Origin of the sequence: Streptomyces jumonjinensis, assembly GCF_009600885.1 — a bacterium.
Taxonomy (GTDB): domain Bacteria; phylum Actinomycetota; class Actinomycetes; order Streptomycetales; family Streptomycetaceae; genus Streptomyces; species Streptomyces jumonjinensis.
The window spans coordinates 63,879-80,229 of record NZ_VCLA01000160.1 but is presented as its reverse complement, the minus strand read 5'-3'; the positions used below and the strand labels follow the sequence as shown (position 1 = coordinate 80,229).

Annotated in this window: 16 protein-coding genes, 2 pseudogenes and 2 CRISPR repeat arrays; of the genes and pseudogenes, 11 read left to right on the top strand and 7 right to left on the bottom strand. The window is 71.9% G+C overall.

The features are described from left to right. Window positions 1-597 precede the first annotated feature (597 nt). The 7 genes and pseudogenes from FF041_RS23070 to FF041_RS23045 all read left to right on the top strand — a co-directional run bounded on the left by FF041_RS23070 (window position 598) and on the right by FF041_RS23045 (window position 7,062). The gene (locus tag FF041_RS23070; protein ID WP_153524571.1) at window positions 598-1,437 is read left to right on the top strand and encodes a helix-turn-helix domain-containing protein; all 840 of its coding nucleotides are present in this window, start codon (window positions 598-600) and stop codon (window positions 1,435-1,437) included. Continuing rightward, entirely contained in the window at window positions 1,437-1,649 is a 213-nt protein-coding gene (locus FF041_RS23065; protein ID WP_153524570.1) for a DUF397 domain-containing protein, read from the top strand. The genes FF041_RS23070 and FF041_RS23065 overlap by 1 nt, the downstream gene beginning before the upstream one ends. Before the next feature lie 152 nt (window positions 1,650-1,801). Continuing rightward, window positions 1,802-2,318: a CRISPR direct-repeat array (repeat unit 28 nt; unit sequence GTGGGCCCCGCGCACGCGGGGGTGGTCC). Window positions 2,319-2,526: 208 nt separating this feature from the next. After that, the gene (locus tag FF041_RS23060; protein WP_153524569.1) at window positions 2,527-2,742 is read left to right on the top strand and encodes a hypothetical protein; all 216 of its coding nucleotides are present in this window, start codon (window positions 2,527-2,529) and stop codon (window positions 2,740-2,742) included. A gap of 15 nt (window positions 2,743-2,757) precedes the next feature. Then, window positions 2,758-2,859, top strand: a pseudogene (locus tag FF041_RS39260) (DNA-binding protein); the annotation flags it as partial. Next, window positions 2,856-3,056, top strand: coding sequence for a DUF397 domain-containing protein (locus tag FF041_RS39255; RefSeq protein WP_323392450.1), 201 nt, complete (start codon window positions 2,856-2,858; stop codon window positions 3,054-3,056). The pseudogene FF041_RS39260 and the gene FF041_RS39255, both read left to right, overlap by 4 nt. Before the next feature lie 140 nt (window positions 3,057-3,196). After that, a CRISPR array of direct repeats spans window positions 3,197-3,530; the repeat unit is 28 nt. Window positions 3,531-3,784: 254 nt separating this feature from the next. Beyond that, complete coding sequence (locus tag FF041_RS23050; protein ID WP_153524567.1) at window positions 3,785-4,573, top strand: ABC transporter ATP-binding protein; 789 nt, start codon at window positions 3,785-3,787, stop codon at window positions 4,571-4,573. Beyond that, window positions 4,570-7,062 carry an ABC transporter permease gene (locus tag FF041_RS23045; RefSeq protein ID WP_323392449.1) on the top strand — a complete coding sequence of 831 codons (2,493 nt, stop codon included), beginning with the start codon at window positions 4,570-4,572 and terminating at the stop codon, window positions 7,060-7,062. The genes FF041_RS23050 and FF041_RS23045 overlap by 4 nt, the downstream gene beginning before the upstream one ends. A 165-nt stretch (window positions 7,063-7,227) precedes the next feature. Here the strand turns inward: FF041_RS23045 and FF041_RS23040 are convergent, their stop codons facing one another. Continuing rightward, window positions 7,228-8,472, bottom strand: a complete 1,245-nt coding sequence (locus FF041_RS23040; RefSeq protein ID WP_153524565.1) for a cytochrome P450 family protein — start codon at window positions 8,470-8,472, stop codon at window positions 7,228-7,230. 1,145 nt (window positions 8,473-9,617) lie between these two features. On the opposite strand from FF041_RS23040, the pseudogene FF041_RS23035 reads away from it, so the two are divergent. Next, a pseudogene (locus tag FF041_RS23035) lies at window positions 9,618-9,791 on the top strand (CGNR zinc finger domain-containing protein); the annotation flags it as partial. A 30-nt stretch (window positions 9,792-9,821) separates the two neighbouring features. Here the strand turns inward: FF041_RS23035 and FF041_RS23030 are convergent. Then, window positions 9,822-10,463 (bottom strand): response regulator transcription factor, encoded by a 642-nt coding sequence (locus FF041_RS23030; protein WP_323392447.1) that lies wholly within the window; start codon window positions 10,461-10,463, stop codon window positions 9,822-9,824. After that, on the bottom strand, window positions 10,451-11,605 hold the full coding sequence (locus FF041_RS23025; protein WP_153524564.1) for a sensor histidine kinase: 1,155 nt from the start codon (window positions 11,603-11,605) through the stop codon (window positions 10,451-10,453). The genes FF041_RS23030 and FF041_RS23025 overlap by 13 nt, the downstream gene beginning before the upstream one ends. Window positions 11,606-11,778: 173 nt before the next feature. Between FF041_RS23025 and FF041_RS38070 the strand changes: the two genes are divergently transcribed. Continuing rightward, window positions 11,779-11,952: a hypothetical protein gene (locus FF041_RS38070; RefSeq protein ID WP_194292132.1), complete on the top strand. Its 174-nt coding sequence runs from the start codon at window positions 11,779-11,781 to the stop codon at window positions 11,950-11,952. A 39-nt stretch (window positions 11,953-11,991) separates the two neighbouring features. Here the strand turns inward: FF041_RS38070 and FF041_RS23020 are convergent, their stop codons facing one another. Both FF041_RS23020 and FF041_RS23015 read right to left on the bottom strand, forming a co-directional pair. Continuing rightward, window positions 11,992-12,522, bottom strand: a complete 531-nt coding sequence (locus FF041_RS23020) for a hypothetical protein (protein ID WP_228388540.1) — start codon at window positions 12,520-12,522, stop codon at window positions 11,992-11,994. Between the two features lie 135 nt (window positions 12,523-12,657). After that, window positions 12,658-13,443 (bottom strand): TetR/AcrR family transcriptional regulator, encoded by a 786-nt coding sequence (locus FF041_RS23015; protein ID WP_323392445.1) that lies wholly within the window; start codon window positions 13,441-13,443, stop codon window positions 12,658-12,660. A gap of 95 nt (window positions 13,444-13,538) precedes the next feature. On the opposite strand from FF041_RS23015, the gene FF041_RS23010 reads away from it, so the two are divergent. Beyond that, window positions 13,539-13,934, top strand: coding sequence for a VOC family protein (locus tag FF041_RS23010; protein ID WP_153485536.1), 396 nt, complete (start codon window positions 13,539-13,541; stop codon window positions 13,932-13,934). A gap of 175 nt (window positions 13,935-14,109) precedes the next feature. Here the strand turns inward: FF041_RS23010 and FF041_RS23005 are convergent, their stop codons facing one another. Then, a complete protein-coding gene (locus FF041_RS23005; RefSeq protein WP_153524561.1) occupies window positions 14,110-15,147 on the bottom strand; it encodes an alpha/beta fold hydrolase in 1,038 nt (345 codons plus the stop codon). Window positions 15,148-15,333: 186 nt separating this feature from the next. Beyond that, window positions 15,334-15,636, bottom strand: a complete 303-nt coding sequence (locus tag FF041_RS23000; protein WP_153524560.1) for a hypothetical protein — start codon at window positions 15,634-15,636, stop codon at window positions 15,334-15,336. Window positions 15,637-15,878: 242 nt separating this feature from the next. On the opposite strand from FF041_RS23000, the gene FF041_RS22995 reads away from it, so the two are divergent. Further along, entirely contained in the window at window positions 15,879-16,283 is a 405-nt protein-coding gene (locus FF041_RS22995; protein ID WP_153524559.1) for a pyrophosphohydrolase domain-containing protein, read from the top strand. Window positions 16,284-16,351: the final 68 nt, after the last annotated feature.

Sequence of the window (16,351 nt, the reverse complement as noted above, 5' to 3'; positions counted from 1 at the left end):
TACCGCGTCCCGTACTCCTCCATGACCTCCCCCACACGCTTCGTACGGGTGTCATACGCGAGAGACCCGACCGCGAGAACGTCGTTCATGTCGCCTCCCCCGGCCGGTGCGGGTGCCGCCGGATCATCTCGTCACAGTGCTCGACCCGGCCGGCGCGGCCCAGTTCGCGCGAACTCCGGCGCAGCCGCGCATGCGCGACGCAGATCCGGCACCCACGAACAGGCGCGGGCTCGGGCGCAGGGGCCGGAGACGGAGATGGAGCCGCCGCGCGCTCGCCTCCGGCGGCGAGGCGTCTCCGGTAGCTCTCCAGCCCGGTCAACACACCCTGGACCAGGGACCGTGATACCGGCGACCATCCGCCGACCGGATCCACGGAAACCCACCGCAGACGTTCATTGGGACGCTCAACGACCCGCACCTCTGCGGTCAGCATGACCGCACCGTGGGCAGGCGGGAGGTTCTGCTGCTTCGGGCGAACATTCTTGCTAGACACCGACCACTCCTCTCCGTAGCCGTTCCACCACCGAGGGCATTCAGAGTGGCCTAGAGTCAGAACTCAATCAACGTGGCCTGTAGGGCAGGACGGTTGGGGGTCGGATGGTGAATCGCAAGGATTTGAACCCGGAAGCATCGCCACAAGCGGCGTTCGGGGCACGTATTCGCAGATCACGCGAAGCGCATGGCTGGACGCAGGAGGCTCTGTCCACACGCATGGGCGTTTCAAGCGGGCATATTTCGGGCGTTGAAACTACGCGCAAGTCATCTTCCTTGCGCTTCGCGAAAGCTGCCGATGTGGTCTTTGGGCTGGTGGGGACGGTAGATACGTTCGAACGCCAGTGGCATGAGATGCACAACGGTTCGCTATTGGAGGGCTACCCGGAGTACGTCGGGTACCAGAGCCGTGCGGCAGAGATCCGGCTTTTTGAATCGGGAATTATCCCCGGAGTGCTCCAGACACAGGAGTACGCAAACGTGTTGGCGGACAGCGCGGTACAGCGAGGTGACATCACATCCGACCAGGCGTCTGAACGAGTCGAGTTCCTGATAGAGCAGCAATCCACCCTCGTCCGAACGCCACCACCGCTGATCTTCGCGGTACTGGACGAGAGCTGCATCCGTAACCCCATCGGCGGACCCGCCATCATGGATGCCCAGTTGGCGCGGTTGGTCGAGTTCGCCGGACAGTCGAACACCTCGCTTCAGATCGCTCCGTACTCCATGGCGGAGCGGAAACCGTTCATCCGGTTGGTCTACCTCCTGACGTTGCCTGATCGTTCCCTGATGTCCTACGTCGAGTCGCAGACGCAGGGGAATCTAGACCGTGGGCTGTCATCCGTACTGCCGTTGGTGAAGAACTACCATCAGCTGCAAATCGGAGCAGCCTCCCAGGCAGAGTCCGTTGCCATGATCGAACAGCTACGAAAGGGCATCTTGTGATGGCCAAGACCAACGCCCCCCCGATGCGGTGGGTCAAGTCCTCTTACAGCACTCAGAACGGCGGGGCGTGCGTCGAGTGGGCCCCCGAGCACGCACCCACCACCGGTGTCGTCCCCGTCCGGGACAGCAAGCGCCCGACCGGCCCGGTCCTGATGCTCTCCGGCGACGCGTTCGCTGGACTCGTCGCCCTCGCCCGGTCTGCCGAGCTGTAGAACCTCACGGCCCCGAGTCTCGCCGATTCCAATTCCCCGGAGTCGGCGGGGCTTATGTCACTCGTCACGGACAGCACGAGACCTCGATGCCCGACTGCTCGCAAGTGAATGAAAACCGCTACTCCGCGATGTGAATGCGCAGTTCAGGAAGGGTGGGCCCCGCGCACGCGGGGGTGGTCCGATCAGGTTCATGTGCTGGATCACGCCGCCACCGTGGGCCCCGCGCACGCGGGGGTGGTCCGCGTTCAGACAGTCCGCTCTCCTGTCCTCCCAGGTGGGCCCCGCGCACGCGGGGGTGGTCCTGCGAGCCGAGGACTTTCCCCGATCCGGCTTTAGTGGGCCCCGCGCACGCGGGGGTGGTCCGGCTCTCCTCGCCGGGGAGCCGCTGCCCGAGGGGTGGGCCCCGCGCACGCGGGGGTGGTCCCAGCGGACACGAACCTCAACGCGACCCTCGCCCGTGGGCCCCGCGCACGCGGGGGTGGTCCGAGTCCTCACGATCAGTCCTTTCCAGTGTGGGGGTGGGCCCCGCGCACGCGGGGGTGGTCCCCCCCCGCTTCCGCGACGCCAGCCCGGCGCAGCAGTGGGCCCCGCGCACGCGGGGGTGGTCCGGTGGCGCTCGTGGCCTGACCGAGGCGTTTGCTGTGGGCCCCGCGCACGCGGGGGTGGTCCGTTCCAGCACCCGGAGAACCATCCATCACGGAACGAGGGCAGGCTCATGGCCAACTGCGGCACCTGTGGGGGCCTCGGCCGGATCATCTACAAGGAACCCAACACGGGGAAGATGAAGGACATCTCCTTTGGAGCCTGCGGCGGGAGCGTGCAGGAGTAGGCCCCAACCGCCGTACAGTGACGATCAGTCCAGAAAGAGGGGGCGAGAATGAGCAGCGGCGAAGGCGAGAACGTCAGCGAGTGGGTCAACCCCGAGTACGAAGGGATGATTCGCCACTTCACCGCAGAGGCACAGCACACTGCCCGCCATCGCGGCAATGCGGCGTGCAACACCTGCCACGGCCTCCGCGTGATCGTGATCGTGCACTCGGAGAAGGAGCCCTTCAGCGTCGCATGCTCCGCCTGCAATCCCGGCGGCGTGTGATTTCGCTGTGCTTTCGTACTGCCCATGTTGACCGCCTACCATCAGCTACAGGCCGAAGCAACGTCTCAAGCGGCATCCGTGGCCGTGATCAACCAGATTCGAAAGGGACTCCTGTGACGACCGATTCCCCTCGATGGTTCAAGTCGTCATACAGTCAGCAGGGGGGCAACTGCGTCGAGTGGGCCCCCGCGACCGTGTCCACTACCGGCGTCGTCCCCGTCCGGGACAGCAAGTGTCCGACCGGACCGGTCCTGATGGTCTCCGCCGACGCGTTCGCCGGACTGGTCGTCCTCGCTCAGTCCGCCGAGCTGTAGAGCACGGCCCTGAGCCCCACCGACTCCGCCGTCCATCAGGCTGCGCCTGGCACCTCTTCGCCCCGGGAGACCTCGATGCCCGACCGCTCGCAAGTGAATGAAAACCGCTACTCCACGATGTAAACGCGCAGGTCAGGAAGTGTCGGCCCCGCGCACGCGGGGATGGTCCCCGCGGGCAGCAGAACGGGCAGTCCGTACCGCGGTCGGCCCCGCGCACGCGGGGATGGTCCCGGCCGCGAACACGAATACAGAACAACCCCCATGCCGGCCCCGCGCACGCGGGGATGGTCCGGGGCGGACCGTGGTACAACCATCGGTCCGCCCGTCGGCCCCGCGCACGCGGGGATGGTCCGACCGGCGCGTACGCATCAGAGGCGGCCCGCGAGTCGGCCCCGCGCACGCGGGGATGGTCCCCCGAACGGGTCGTTCAGTTGCTTCAGCTCTTCGTCGGCCCCGCGCACGCGGGGGTCCCCGCCCGTACGGCGGCGGTTCCATAGCCCGTAAGACTCCGCACCGGCCCGTAACAGCCCAGCACAGAGCCCCAGTCACCCGCTGAGCGCGGCTTCGAGAGTCCCGCCCAGGATCACCGGGGGAGCGCCCCGCGACGCCCGGTGGTGGAGCCCGCTCCACCACCGGGACGGTAGCCCGCTGTCTGGGACCCGCCCCTGGAACTTCCTAGCGTTGCCGGTGCAGCGATCGGCGCTGGTCATCACCGGAGGGGCGCAGGGATGTTCAGGTTGTCACGGCGTGGCGGAGCGGCCCCGGAGGCGGTGGCCGCCCCTGCGGCGGCGCTGACCCTCGACGGGGTCGGCCGGGTCTATGGAGACGGAGACGGAAACGGCGATGGCCCGGTCGCGCTCGACGGGGTGAGCCTGACCGTGCCGCACGGCCGCTTCCTCGCAGTGATGGGCCGCTCCGGATCCGGCAAGTCGACGCTGCTTCAGTGCGCCGCGGGCCTCGACCGGCCCACGACGGGGACCGTGTGCATCGGGTCGAGTGCTCTCGCCGGACTCGGGGAGGCCGCGCTGACCCGGCTGCGGCGCGACCGGGTCGGGTTCGTGTTCCAGTCCCTCAATCTGGTGCCCTCGCTGAGCGTGCTGGAGAACGCGGCGCTGCCGCTGCTGCTCGCGGGCGTCCCGGACGACGGACGGGCGCTGGCCGCGCTAGCCTCCGTGGGCCTCGCCGACCGCGCCCAGGACGCCCCCGCGCATCTCTCCGGCGGCCAGCGCCAACGGGTCGCGGTGGCACGGGCGCTGGTCACCCGCCCCGAGGTGATCTTCGCGGACGAGCCGACCGCCGCGCTCGACCCGGAGACCGCCCGGACGGTGCTGGCGCTGCTGCGCCGCGCGGCCGACCAGGAGGGGCGGGCGGTGGTGCTGGTCACCCATGACCCGCTGGCCGCCGAATGGGCCGACGAGGTGCTCTTCCTGGACCGGGGCAGGGTCGCGGGCCGGATCGGCAGCCCGGACGCCGCCGGAATCCGCCGGATGCTGCGTACCCTCGGGGAGCGCCGGTGAACGCCGTACAGCTGCTGTCGGCCCGTTTTCTGCGCGCCCACCGCACGGCGTGGGCCGCGGTCTTCACCGCCGTCGCCCTCACCTCGGCGCTGCTGGGCGCGAGCGCCCTGACGATCGGATCGGCGGCGCTCGGACACGCCGGGACCGAGCGGTACGCCGCCGCCGACGTGGTGGTCGCGGGCGACCAGAGCACCCGTCACACCATGGAGCAGCTGGGCGGCGGGACCGAGACGGCGCACGCCGCGCTCACCGAGCGGGTACGGCTGCCGGAGCGCACGGCGGCGGTGCTGCGCGCGGTCCCGGGGGTGCGGGACGCGATCGCGGACGAGGTGTTCCCGGTGCGCGTGGAGCGGGGCGGGGGCGGTGCGCCGGGGCGTACCGCCGACGGCCGGCCCTGGGCCGCCGCCCGGCTCGCGCCCCATGAGCTGACCGCGGGCCGTGCGCCGCGCGGCGCGGGCGAGGTCGTGGTGGGGGCCGGACTGGGGACCCGGGTCGGCGGACGGATGCTGGTGCGCGCCGGCGACGGGGGCGTACGCGCGTACCGGGTCACCGGCACCGCGACGGGCCCGGCGCACCTCTGGTTCGCCGCGGCCGAGGCGCGGCGGCTGGCCGGCCGCCCCGGCTCCGTGGCCGCGATCGGCGTGCTGGCCGAACCCGGCGTCTCCGCCGCCGAAGCGCACTCCCGGGTGCGGCGGGCGCTGGACCGGGCAGGGGTACGGGATGTCGCGGCGGGCCGGCCGGTGCGGGCGTACACCGGAGAGGGGCGGGGCGCGGCCGAGCATCTCGCTGCCGCCGCCGCGCGCCGGAGCACCGTGGAGATGTTCGCCGCCGTCAGCGGAACGGTCCTGATGATCTCCGTGCTCGTCATCGGCTCGCTGGTCGCGCAGGCGCTGCGGCAGCGCGCGCCGGAACTGGCGCTGCTGCGCTCGGTCGGGGCGACCCCGCGTCGGATCCGGGCCGTCGTCGGCCGGGAGGTGATCCGGGTGGCGGCCGTGGCGGCCCTGCTCGGAGCGGTGGCCGCGATCCCCGCGCAGCTGGCGCTGCGGGCGTGGCTGAGGTCTCGCGGGGTGCTCCCGGAGGGGCTGGTGCTGCCCGCGCCGTGGTGGCTCTTCCCGGCGACGGTCCTGACCGCCGGGCTGACGGTGGGCGTGGCGCGGCTGGTGGTGCCGTTCGCGCGGCCCGGTGAGAGCGGCGGAGCGGCCCGGCCCGGGAACGGCCGCCGGATCACCGGTCTCGTACTGCTCGTCGGAGGGGTGGGCGCGGCGGGCGGCGCGATGGTTCAGAGCGGTCAGGCCGCCGCGATGGCGGTGAGCACGGCGGCGGTGACGATGGTCGTGGGCTGTGCGCTGCTCGGACCGTGGATCGCCGCCGGGGCGCTGCGGGTGCTCGGCGGCCCGCTGCGCCGCGCGGGCGGCCCGGCGGGACGGCTGGCCGCCGCCGCGAGCACGGCGAACGCGGCGAGATTCGGGGCGGCGATCACCCCGCTGGTGCTGATGACGGCGTTCGCGGGGGTGCAGCTCTCGGCCGGTGCGACCGTACAGCGCGCGGGCGACCTCCAGGCGGAACGCGCCTTCCGGGCCGGGTTCGCGGCGACCGGCGCGGACGCGGCGCGGCTGGGCGGCGTGCCGGGGGTGGCGGTGGCGACGGATGTGCTGCGCAGCACGGTGGTGCTGGCCGGGAGCGACCTGGGCACGCCCCGGCTGGAGCGGCTGCCGGTGCTCGGGGTCACCCCGCGGGGGCTGACCCGCACCCTGGACCCGGGGGTGACGGCCGGGAGCCTCGACGCGCTGCGCGGGCGGGGGACGGTGGCCGTGGGCGAGGACCGGGCGGACGCGCTGGGGATCGGCCCGGGGTCGGCGGTGACGCTGCGGATGGGCGACGGGGCGGAGCGCCGGCTGAAGGTGGCGGCGGTCTACCGGAACGCGCTGGCGCTCGGCGACTTCCTGTTCTCCCGCGCGGAGCTGTCCCGCCATATGTCGTCGCCGCTGCCGTCCCGGGTGCTGATCTCGCCGGAGCGGGGCGCGGACCCGGCGGCGGTACGGACGCACATCGCGCGGCTCGCCGGGGTACGGGTGGACGGCTCGCCGCCGCCCGAGCGGCTCACCTCGGAGGACCACCGGGCGGGCGCGGCGCTCTCGCTGGTGGCGGTGGCGTCGATCGGCGCTCTGACCGCCGTCACCGTACTGACCACGCTGGCGCTCATCACCACCGGCCGCCGGGGAGAGTTCGCCCTGCTGCGCCGGGTGGGCGCGGGCCGTGGCCAGCTGCGCTGGATGCTCCGAGCGGAGGCGACGGCGGTGACGCTCACGGGCCTCATAGTGGGCGCGGCGGTCGCCCTGGTCCCCCTGACGGCCTTCTCCCTCACGGCGGCGGACACCCTGCCGTACCTCCCGGCCCCCCACCTCGCGGCGATCGCCGCCGCGACGACGCTGACCGCCTTCGCGGGCGTCCTCCTGCCGGCCCGCGCGAGCCTGCGGGCCCGCGCCTGAGCCCTGCCGGGCAGGCCAGTGGGCGGGCCGCCTCCTGGGTCGGCGCTCCGGATCCGTACGGAGAAGCCCGTCCGGGCGTGCGGTGGTGTCCGGCGGTCGGGTTCCCGGTCTTCGCCCAGCGCCCGCAGCCGGGGCGAATCCCTCTGCCCGCACCCGGCCCTGGTCTCAGGGTCTGGGGCTGAAGACCACCGGCAGGTTCCGCAGACCGCGTATATGGGGGCTGCGGCGCCAGCGCAGATCCTCCTCGGGGACGCCGAGTGCGAGGTCGTCGCAGGCGGAGAGCAGACCGCGGAACGCGATGTCCGCCTCCATCCGGGCGAGCGCCGCCCCGATGCAGAAGTGGATGCCGTGGCCGAACCCGAGGTGGCGGGCGGGCTCACGGTGGACGTCGGGGACATCGGGGTCCAGGTAGACGTCCGGGTCGCGTCCGGTGGCGCCGGTGGCGATGAAGACCACCTCGCCGGGGGCCACCACCGCATCACCCATGCGTATCTCCTCGGTCGCGAACCGGAGAGCGGCGACGGCGACGGGGGAGTCCAGCCGGATGAACTCCTCGATGCTCGCCCCGGTCAGCGAGGGATCGTCGCGCAGGGTGCGCAGCAGTACGGGGTCGCGCAGCAGCATCAGGGTGCCATTGCCGATGAGGTTGGTCGTGGTCTCGTGCCCGGCGAGCAGCAGCAGAAAGGTCATGGAGAGCAACTCGGCCGCATTGAGACGGCCGCCCTCGTCACGGGCGGCGATGAGAGCGGTGAGCAGATCCTGCTCGTGCTCGCCGCCCGCCGTGCCCCGGGCTGCTTCGGCGCTCTTACGGGAGATCAGATCATCGAGATAGCCGTGGATGGAGGCCAGAGCGGCGAGCGTCCTCGCGGGATCCTCGGGGTCGGAGACCGCTACGACCGACCATTCGCGGAAGCTGTGGCGGTCCTCGACAGGCACGCCCAGCAGTTCCATGATGACCCTCAGCGGCAGTTCGACGGCGAAGTCCTCGATGAGATCGGCATGGCCGTGCGGCAGCATCCGGGCCAGCAGCTCGTCACAGATCTCCTGGGTCCGCGGGCGCAGCGCCTCGACCCGTCGTGTGGTGAACGCGCTGCTCACGAGCCGGCGTAACCGATTGTGGTCCGGCGGGTCGCTGCTCAGCATGCTGGGGGCGAAACCCGCGGTTATCTGAGCGAACGCCCAGGGCGCGATTTCCTTCAGATGAGGGGCGGCCAGGCGGGGGTTGCTGCTGAGCCGTGGATCGGTGAACAGGTCACGGGCGACTTCCTGCCCGGTCGCGACCCACCCCGGCAGGCCCAGCAGCACCGCCGGAACCAGGGGGCCCGCCTTCCGGGCCGCGGCGAACTCCTGGTGAAGATCTGTCTCGATGCCGGTGGCCGACGGGGTGAGGTCGATGAGCTCGGATGTCATGCTGGGCTCCTTTTCGGGGGACGCACTGGAGCACGCACGGCGAGGGCCCTCGGTTCGACGAACTGCCGTTCTATTCGGGCTATGTGCCGGTGGTGTGAGGACACATGCCCGCTGTCGACGCGATCACTTCGGGGACTTTCCCACCCATGGCCCATGGCCACACCGTCGCTGAGCCAAGGGCTGTCCGGGACGCAATCCGGACAAGGTTCTGACCAGCCCGGACAGCCCGGGCCTGTCCGGGACGGGCGGTTGACGTTGTCTCGGCCTGTCGAAGGCCGACAGTCTTTGTGGTGCCTGGTCGGCCCACCTGTTCGCCACGGCGCAGGGAGACGTCACCGTTGGCCGGGTTCCTGCAACTCATTTCTCCCACACGGCTCAGTGCGAGCCCAGTTCACCATATTCACCCAGATAAGAAGAGATTCATGCGTGCACGTCACGCCCTCGTTTCGGGGCAGGCCGAAGCGAGTCGATATCCCTGTAGAGCTGAGTGAATTCTGTTCGTCAGAACATCACTTCCCGCTGAGCGTCCTCTGTCGCAGGACGGGCCTCAGCAGACCCCAGGAAAAGGAGACACCATGCGCACAGCAGCGAATCGGGCCTTCACGACACTCGTCGCCAGCGCGGCCGTCGTCTTGATGGCCGCGACAGGAGCCTCAGCCGCCACGACTTCGGGCACAGCCGGTGCCGCACCCGCCCCCCTGGCACCGTCAGGAGCCACAGCCTGGGAATACATCGGCGAGTTCCCGCGATCGCAGTGCTATGCGCTGCGGGACTCCTACGCGGGTAGGGCGAAGTGCGAACGGAACGCCGGCGGCCTGTTCGACCTCTACGTCTGGGTGTGATCCGCTGATCTCCCGGAGCAGCGCGCGAGAACGCCGCCCGAGGGTGAAGACGCGGGCGGCCCGCAGGCCCGTGAGAGCGGTCCACTGAACGTATGGACCAGGCCCGGCCCCCGGCGATCCTGTCGCGGGGCCGGGCCGCTGCGGTTACTGACCCGCCCGCGACGGTGCCCCCGCTGTGACAGAGCCGATGTCCCGGGACAGCGCGCCCGGGACCTGTTCGGCGACCGGCCGGCCGGGCCGGTCAGCCCCGGTCGCCCGGGTCCAGGCGGTCGGCCAGTCCGGCGGCGGTGAAGGCGGCTGTCAGCCGCCGACCTCCTCACCGGCCCCGCCGCCGAACGCCTCACCGCCTGCGGCTCCGCCCCCTGCAACCGCTACCTCCTGCGCCACGGCCGCCGCCACTGGTGCTCGACCCGCTGCGGCGACCGCGCCCGAGCCGCCCGCGCGTACGCCCGGCGCACCCAAGCCGAAACGGACTGAGCCGACAGAGCGCCATGCGTGGTCCCCGGCTCAGGCGTTGAGGTACGCCAGCACCGCCAGCACCCGGCGGTGGCCGCTGTCGCTCGGCGGCAGGCCCAGCTTCGCGAAGACGTTGCCGATGTGCTTGTGCACCGAACGCTCCGTGACCACCAGCGACTCCGCGATCGTCGCGTTGCCGTGACCCTGCGCCATCAGCCCCAGCACCTCCCGCTCGCGCGGAGTCAGCGCCCGGAGCGGGTCGTCGAGGCGGCGGGACATCAGCTCGGTGACCACCTCCGGGTCCAGGGCCGTGCCCCCGGCCGCCACCCGGTCCAAGGCGTCGAGGAACTCGTCCACCCGGCCGATGCGGTCCTTCAGCAGATAGCCGACGCCCTGCGCGCCGCCGCCCAGCAGCTCGGCCGCGTAGGTCTCCTCCACGTACTGCGAGAGCACCAGCACCGGCAGCTCCGGCAGTTCCTTACGGGCCGCCAGCGCCGCGCGCAGGCCCTCGTCGCGGAAGCCGGGCGGCATCCGGACATCGAGGACGGCGACATCGGGCCGGTGCTCCAGCAGCAGCGGCAGCACCTCGGGGCCCGTCGCCGCCACCCCCGCCACCTCATGACCCGCCGAGGTCAGCAGCAGGATCAGCCCCTCCCGCAACAGGGCGTTGTCCTCGGCGATCACCACGCGCACGGCAGCTCCACTTCGATCACGGTCGGCCCCCCGGCGGGGCTCGCCACCGTCACGGTCCCATCCAGCGCGGCCACTCTCCGCCGTATCCCCAGCAGCCCGGAGCCCCGCCCCTCCTCCGCACCGCCGCACCCCTCGTCCCGTACCGCTATGCGCAGCCGTCCCGGGGCACGCCCGAGCTCCACCGCCGCGCGGCGGGCGCCGCTGTGCTTGGCCGCGTTGGTCAGGGTCTCCGCGACGACGAAGTACGCGGCGGCCTCCACCGCGGCGGGAGCGCGCGGGCCGTCCTCCGCGCCGCCCGTCTCCACCGCCACATCGAGCCCGCTGCTCGCCGCCAGCGCCCGGACCGCACCGGCCAGCCCCCGGTCGGTGAGGATCGGCGGATGGATGCCGCGCACGACATGGCGCAGCTCGGTGAGGGCCGACTCCGCCTGGTCCTGGGCCTGGTCCAGGAGCCGCAGCGCGGTCTCCGGGTCCTTGCCGTAGGCGCGGCGGGCGAGGCCGAGCCGCATGGAGAGGGCGACCAGATGGGCCTGTGCGCCGTCGTGCAGATCGCGTTCGATCCGGCGCAGTTCGGCGCCGTGCGCGGCGACCGCGTCCGCCCGGGTCACCGTCAGCTGTTCGATGCGCTCGGCCAGCCGGGCCTCCGGCGAGGGCAACAGCAGGGTGCGCGACCAGCCGGCCCCCACATCGGCGAGGCGTCCGATCAGCGGCAGCAGTACGGGCCGGCGGCCCGCGAGTCCGCACCAGAAGCCGTCCACGAGCAGCGCCGGGCCCCACAGGATCAGGGCGGCGTACAGCAGGACCATGCCGTAGAGCAGCTGTGCCCCGCCCCAGATCAGATCCCGTTTGCTGCCGGGGTCGTGCACCGCCGTACGGATCCGTTCCCGGAGCGTCCCGGTCAGCGGTTCGTACGCCTCCGGGACCGGCTGGCCGGACCAGGCAGCGGCGCGGCGGCGCTCCAGCCCGGCGAGCCGGCGCAGGGTGAGCACGGCCTCGGGCAGTACGGCGGCTCCGAAGACGGCCGCGGTCAGCACGGCGGTGACCATCAGGAACCCGAGCATCAGATGGCAGAGCAGGGCGACTCCGGCCCCGGTCAGCAGATGGACCGTCGCTCTCCCCGCCTCCCGGACCGCCGCGCGCATCCGGTCATGCTAGGCGACCGTGCTCCCCGGGCCCCGGTCCGTGGTGTAGCGGGCTACACCCCGGACCGGGGAGGGAGCACCGCTGTGGCGGGGACCGGTCTCGGGCAGGCTGGTACCCGTCACCACGACACACCGCCCCACCACCCCCACCGAGAACCCAGGAGATGTCTCCTATGAGGCCCGCGCTCTGGCTGCTGTTCACCGTCGCTCTCGCCGGCAATGCCTACCTCAGCTCGTTCGCCGGTCTCGAAGGGGCCGCGCGTATCTGGGCGCAGGTGGGCACGGCGGTGGTGGTGCTGGCGTCGGGCGCCGGGCTGTGGCGGACCCGGGAGCGGCGGACGGCCTGACGGAGCGTCGGCCAAGGACCCGGGCCCGGCCGGCCCCGTTCAGTACCGCAGGGCCCGGCCCACCTCGGTCTTCACCTCGCCCGCCAGCGTGCTGTTGCTGCGCGCCGTCGCGGTGCCGGACTTCCCGGCGGCCACGTCCGCGACGGTCACCACCACGGTGTCCAGCAGATTCCCGCCGCCGTCCCGGAAGTTGACCTGGACGGCGAAGGATTTCGCCGCGTCGGCCTTGTTGGCCGCGGTGACCTCCACCGTCCGGCGGCCGTCGCTCTCCTCCTTCAGGGAGCCGAGCCGCACTTCGCCCTTGGCGTTCACCCCGCCCTTCACGGCGGCGAGCTTCGCCTGGGCGGCGGCGCTCGCCGACGCGACCGCGGCGGGGGCCTGGGCGGCGGCCGATGAGGCCGCGCCGCCGATTCTCGTGCCCGCCGACGACACCGCGGACGCCGCTTTGGACGCGACGCCGGAGGCGATGCCCGACGCGTTGCCGCCGTTGGAGCAGCCTGTCACCGCCACGGTCAGCGCGATCCCCGCGCCCATGGCCCATCGCCGTACTGTCCTCCGGTCTCCGGCCAAGCCGTCCGCCTCCTCATGCTCGTCAGCCCCCGAGTCCCCGCGTCCCCGCGTCCCCGACCCCAGTCAAAGAGCGGCCGGGGCCGGGCGCACGCCGGTGTACTCCGTACGGGGCAGAGGGTTCAGGAGGGCGTGGGCTCAGGAGGACGGTCGCTCCACCGGCGCACGGTCCCCGATGAGCGCGGCCAGCGCGTCGAGCACCCGCGCCAGCCCGAAGGCGTACGCGTGGCGGGGGCTGTACGCGCTGCCGTGGGCGGCCCCCGCCGCCGCGCCCACCCGCGACGCCGTGGGGTAGGCCGCCGGGTCGAGGACCCGGGCCAGCAGCGGCGCGTTCGCCTCCCACCACTCCCGCTCGCTCATGGCGCTGTCGCGTTCGACCGCGCGCGCGTCCGCCGCCGCCCGTGCGCAGGACTGGGCGAAGCCGAGCACATAGGTGAGGCAGTCGTCCATGGCCACGTCGTCGAGCCCGAGGCCGTCGAGCGCGGACAGCTCGTACTCGTACTTCGCCATCTGCCCCGGACCCAGCAGCGGACGGGTGGTGGAGACATCGGCCGCCCACGGGTGGGTCTCGAAGAGCGCCATGTTCCCGTCGGCGACGGTCCGCACCCGCTCCCGCCAGGGCCGCGCGGCGATGTCGTCGCGGGGCATCCGGGCGTACGCGGCGTCCAGCATCAGATCGAGCAGCTCGGCCTTGCCCGGGACATAGGTGTACAGCGTCATGGGGACCACGCCGAGCGCCTGCGCCACCCGGCGCATCGTCAGCGCGGTCAGGCCCTCGGCATCGGCGAGCGCGGTCGCCGCGTCCACCACCGCGTCGACGCTCAGCCCGCGCCGGGGCCCCCGCTTGGGCTCGCCCACGGTCTCCCGCCAGAGCAGTCGCAGGGTGCGCGCGGGGTCTCCGGTACTCGTTCGTTCGGTCGTCACGGATTCATTCTCCTCCGCCGCTTTACTCTGTACGCAGTACATTGTACTTTGTACGTCGTACGGAGTCAGCTTCCATACCTTCCCCAGGAGCGCCCTTGAAGATCACCTCCAGTGCCGTGTCGCTGAACGTCGAGGATGTCGCCGCGTCCAGCGCCTTCCTCGTCGAACACTTCGGCTTCACCGAGGAGATGGCGGCCGACGGCTTCGCCTCGCTCACCCGCGAGGACGCCGGGATGAACGTCGTCTTTCTGCGCCGGGGTCTGAGCAGCCTGCCCGCCGACCAGCGCGACGACCACGCGAGCGGGCTGATCCTCGCTTTCGTCGTCGACGACCTGGAAGGCGAGCTCGCCCGTCTCCAGAAGGAGGGAGTCGCCATCACCATGCCGCTGACCGACGAGGAGTGGGGCGAGCGCGCCTTCCAGGTGCGCGACCCCAACGGCGTCATCGTCCAGCTCGTCGACTGGAACGCGCCGACGCCGACCGCCCAGTAGCGGGTGACGCCTCGTTACATTCGGAACGGGGGCGGGAAGGCCAGAGCCCAGGGGCCTCCGGGCACGGGCGATGGGCACGGGAGAGCGGGCCAGGCGCGGTGGCGCTTGGCCCGCTCGTCCATGCCGGGGTCGATCAGGGAGCTGTACCGGGGTCAGTACCGGGAGCTGTACGGGGTCAGTCCCGGGCGCCGCGCCGCCTGCGGCCGTTCACCACCAGGGCCGCGCCCGCGAGCAGCGCCGCGCCCGCCAGTCCGCCGAGACCCGCGAGGGCGTCGCCGCGCGATCCGGTGTCCGCCAGAGAGGACCGCTCGCCCGACTTGGACGCGATCCTCTTGGTGTCGGAAGCGGCCTCCCGGAGCACCTTGGTCACCTTGTCGGGGTGGGACATCATCGCCACATGCGAGGAGTTGAGCTCGATGGTGCGCGACTTGGCGCGCTTGGCCTCGAAGCGCTCCAGATCGGGGGCGATGGCCTTGTCGTTCTTCGCGACGACGAACCATGACGGGATGTCCCGCCAGGCCGCTTTGGTCGCCGCCTGCTCGAAGCAGGCGGCGGCGATGGGCCGCTGCGCGACCGCCATCACCTTGGTCTGCGCCTCGGCCAGATCGGCGGCGAAGACGGCGTGGAAACTGGCGTTCTTGATGTACAGATCGCTGCCGGTGGTCGTGCCGTCCGTGTACGGGACGGGCCGGAGCGCGGGCTGGAGCTCGCTGCCGGTGAACTTCGCGGAGAGCGCGCCCAGGTTCTCGCCCTTGTCGGGCATGAAGGCCGAGACGTAGACCAGGGCCTTGACGTTGGGGTTCCCGGCAGCCGCCTCCGTGATGACCGCGCCCCCGTAGGAGTGGCCCGCCAGCACGATCGGGCCCTCGATGCTCTTGAGCACGCTGGCGATATACGCCGAGTCGCCGCTCAGGCTGCGCAGTGGGTTGGCCGGTGCGACGACGTTGTAGCCATGGTGCTGAAGCCGTTCGATCACGCCGTTCCAGCCGGACGCGTCCGCGAACGCGCCGTGCACCAGTACCACCGTCGGCTTGGTGGCCCCACTGCCGGAGCGGTCCGCCGACGTGGTGTCCGACGCGAGGGCGGGCGCGGCGGCGAGCGCCGTGGAGGCGAGGGCGAGGCAGACGGCGCCCGTACGGGGTATCCGGGATGTCCGGGATATCCGGGATATGCGCCGGCGGGTCGGCGAACGGCGGGAGGGCGACACAGCCATGGGTCTCTCTTTTCTCCAGAAGGGGGGCTGTCGCTCCTCAGCGTTCATCCGCCGGGCCGCCCCCGCGCGCTCCACGGGCCAGGGGAGTGACGGGAGCGGCCGTTCGGGTGAGCGGTGCGCCGGTGGCGTTACGCGGGCGCGGGCGGACACCCCCGCTTCAGGGGGACGACCGCCCGCGCCGAGAGCTCATACGGTCGTGGCCAGCCAGCCGATCGTCTCGGTCGTGTGCGTGCCGTCGCTCTTCACGGCGTTGTTGACGAGCACCTCGTTGAGCCGGATCAGAAAGCCCTGCGGGTTGACGTCATGGATGCGGATGCCGGGGGTCTGGGGGCCGTTGAAGGTCTGGGTGAGCGGCAGCACCACGACCTGTGAGCCCGCCGGGAACGGGGTGGGGAAGGTGACCCGGGTGAAGGTCGAGGTATTGCCCCCGACGGTCTCCACCGGGCTGTTCGAGCTGAGGTCCACCTTGCCGGTCTGAATCATGCTCATGATCAATCTCCCTCTTCGGAGGCTGGCAGCCGGCGGCCGTGAGCCAGAGGCCGGAGGCCGCGGGCCGCGTGCCTCGGCGGCGCGGTCGAAGGGGGGTCTGCTCCGGCCCGGAACGATCCATGCGCGACTCATGCGATCGAGTGATCGGATTCTCGTCATACCGAACGGGCATTCGTCGAGCGTCGGGTGACCGGCCTCCGCAGGCGGGGAACGCGTACAACGGAACGCGTACAGTCGGACGGATGCAGCAGTCGCCCGCCGCCCTGGTCCACGAGTTCCACCGCGCCTTCGGGCTCGACGCCCGCGACACCCCGGTGCGGCTGCCGCCCCGGCTCGCCGCCCACCGTCAGGAGCTGCTCGCCGAGGAGGCCGCCGAGGTCGCCGAGGTCGCCGTCGACGGGCCGCTCGACAGCCTGGCGCATGAGCTGGCCGATGTCGTCTATGTCGTCTACGGCACGGCGCTGGCCCACGGCATCGATCTGGACGCCGTGATCGCCGAGGTGCACCGGGCCAATATGTCCAAACTGGGCCCGGACGGAGTCCCCGTGCTCAGGGCGGACGGCAAGGTCCTCAAGGGCGATCACTACCGGGCCCCGGATGTGGCCGGAGTGCTGCGCGAGCAGGGCTGGCAGGGCCGCCCGGAGTAAACGCTCACGCGAAGGGCCCGGCCGGGAGGTCGCCCTCCCGGCCGGGCCCTCAGGCCCTCAGGCCCTCA

Coding starts and splice junctions, on each gene's coding strand:
- FF041_RS23005 (WP_153524561.1), bottom strand. CDS start 15,147: ATGGCTGTGTCGCCCTCCCGCCGTTCGCCGACCCGCCGGCGCATATCC.
- FF041_RS23070 (WP_153524571.1), top strand. CDS start 598: ATGGTGAATCGCAAGGATTTGAACCCGGAAGCATCGCCACAAGCGGCG.
- FF041_RS23060 (WP_153524569.1), top strand. CDS start 2,527: ATGAGCAGCGGCGAAGGCGAGAACGTCAGCGAGTGGGTCAACCCCGAG.
- FF041_RS23065 (WP_153524570.1), top strand. CDS start 1,437: ATGGCCAAGACCAACGCCCCCCCGATGCGGTGGGTCAAGTCCTCTTAC.
- FF041_RS38070 (WP_194292132.1), top strand. CDS start 11,779: ATGAGGCCCGCGCTCTGGCTGCTGTTCACCGTCGCTCTCGCCGGCAAT.
- FF041_RS23025 (WP_153524564.1), bottom strand. CDS start 11,605: ATGCGCGCGGCGGTCCGGGAGGCGGGGAGAGCGACGGTCCATCTGCTG.
- FF041_RS23040 (WP_153524565.1), bottom strand. CDS start 8,472: ATGACATCCGAGCTCATCGACCTCACCCCGTCGGCCACCGGCATCGAG.
- FF041_RS22995 (WP_153524559.1), top strand. CDS start 15,879: ATGCAGCAGTCGCCCGCCGCCCTGGTCCACGAGTTCCACCGCGCCTTC.
- FF041_RS23000 (WP_153524560.1), bottom strand. CDS start 15,636: ATGAGCATGATTCAGACCGGCAAGGTGGACCTCAGCTCGAACAGCCCG.
- FF041_RS23050 (WP_153524567.1), top strand. CDS start 3,785: ATGTTCAGGTTGTCACGGCGTGGCGGAGCGGCCCCGGAGGCGGTGGCC.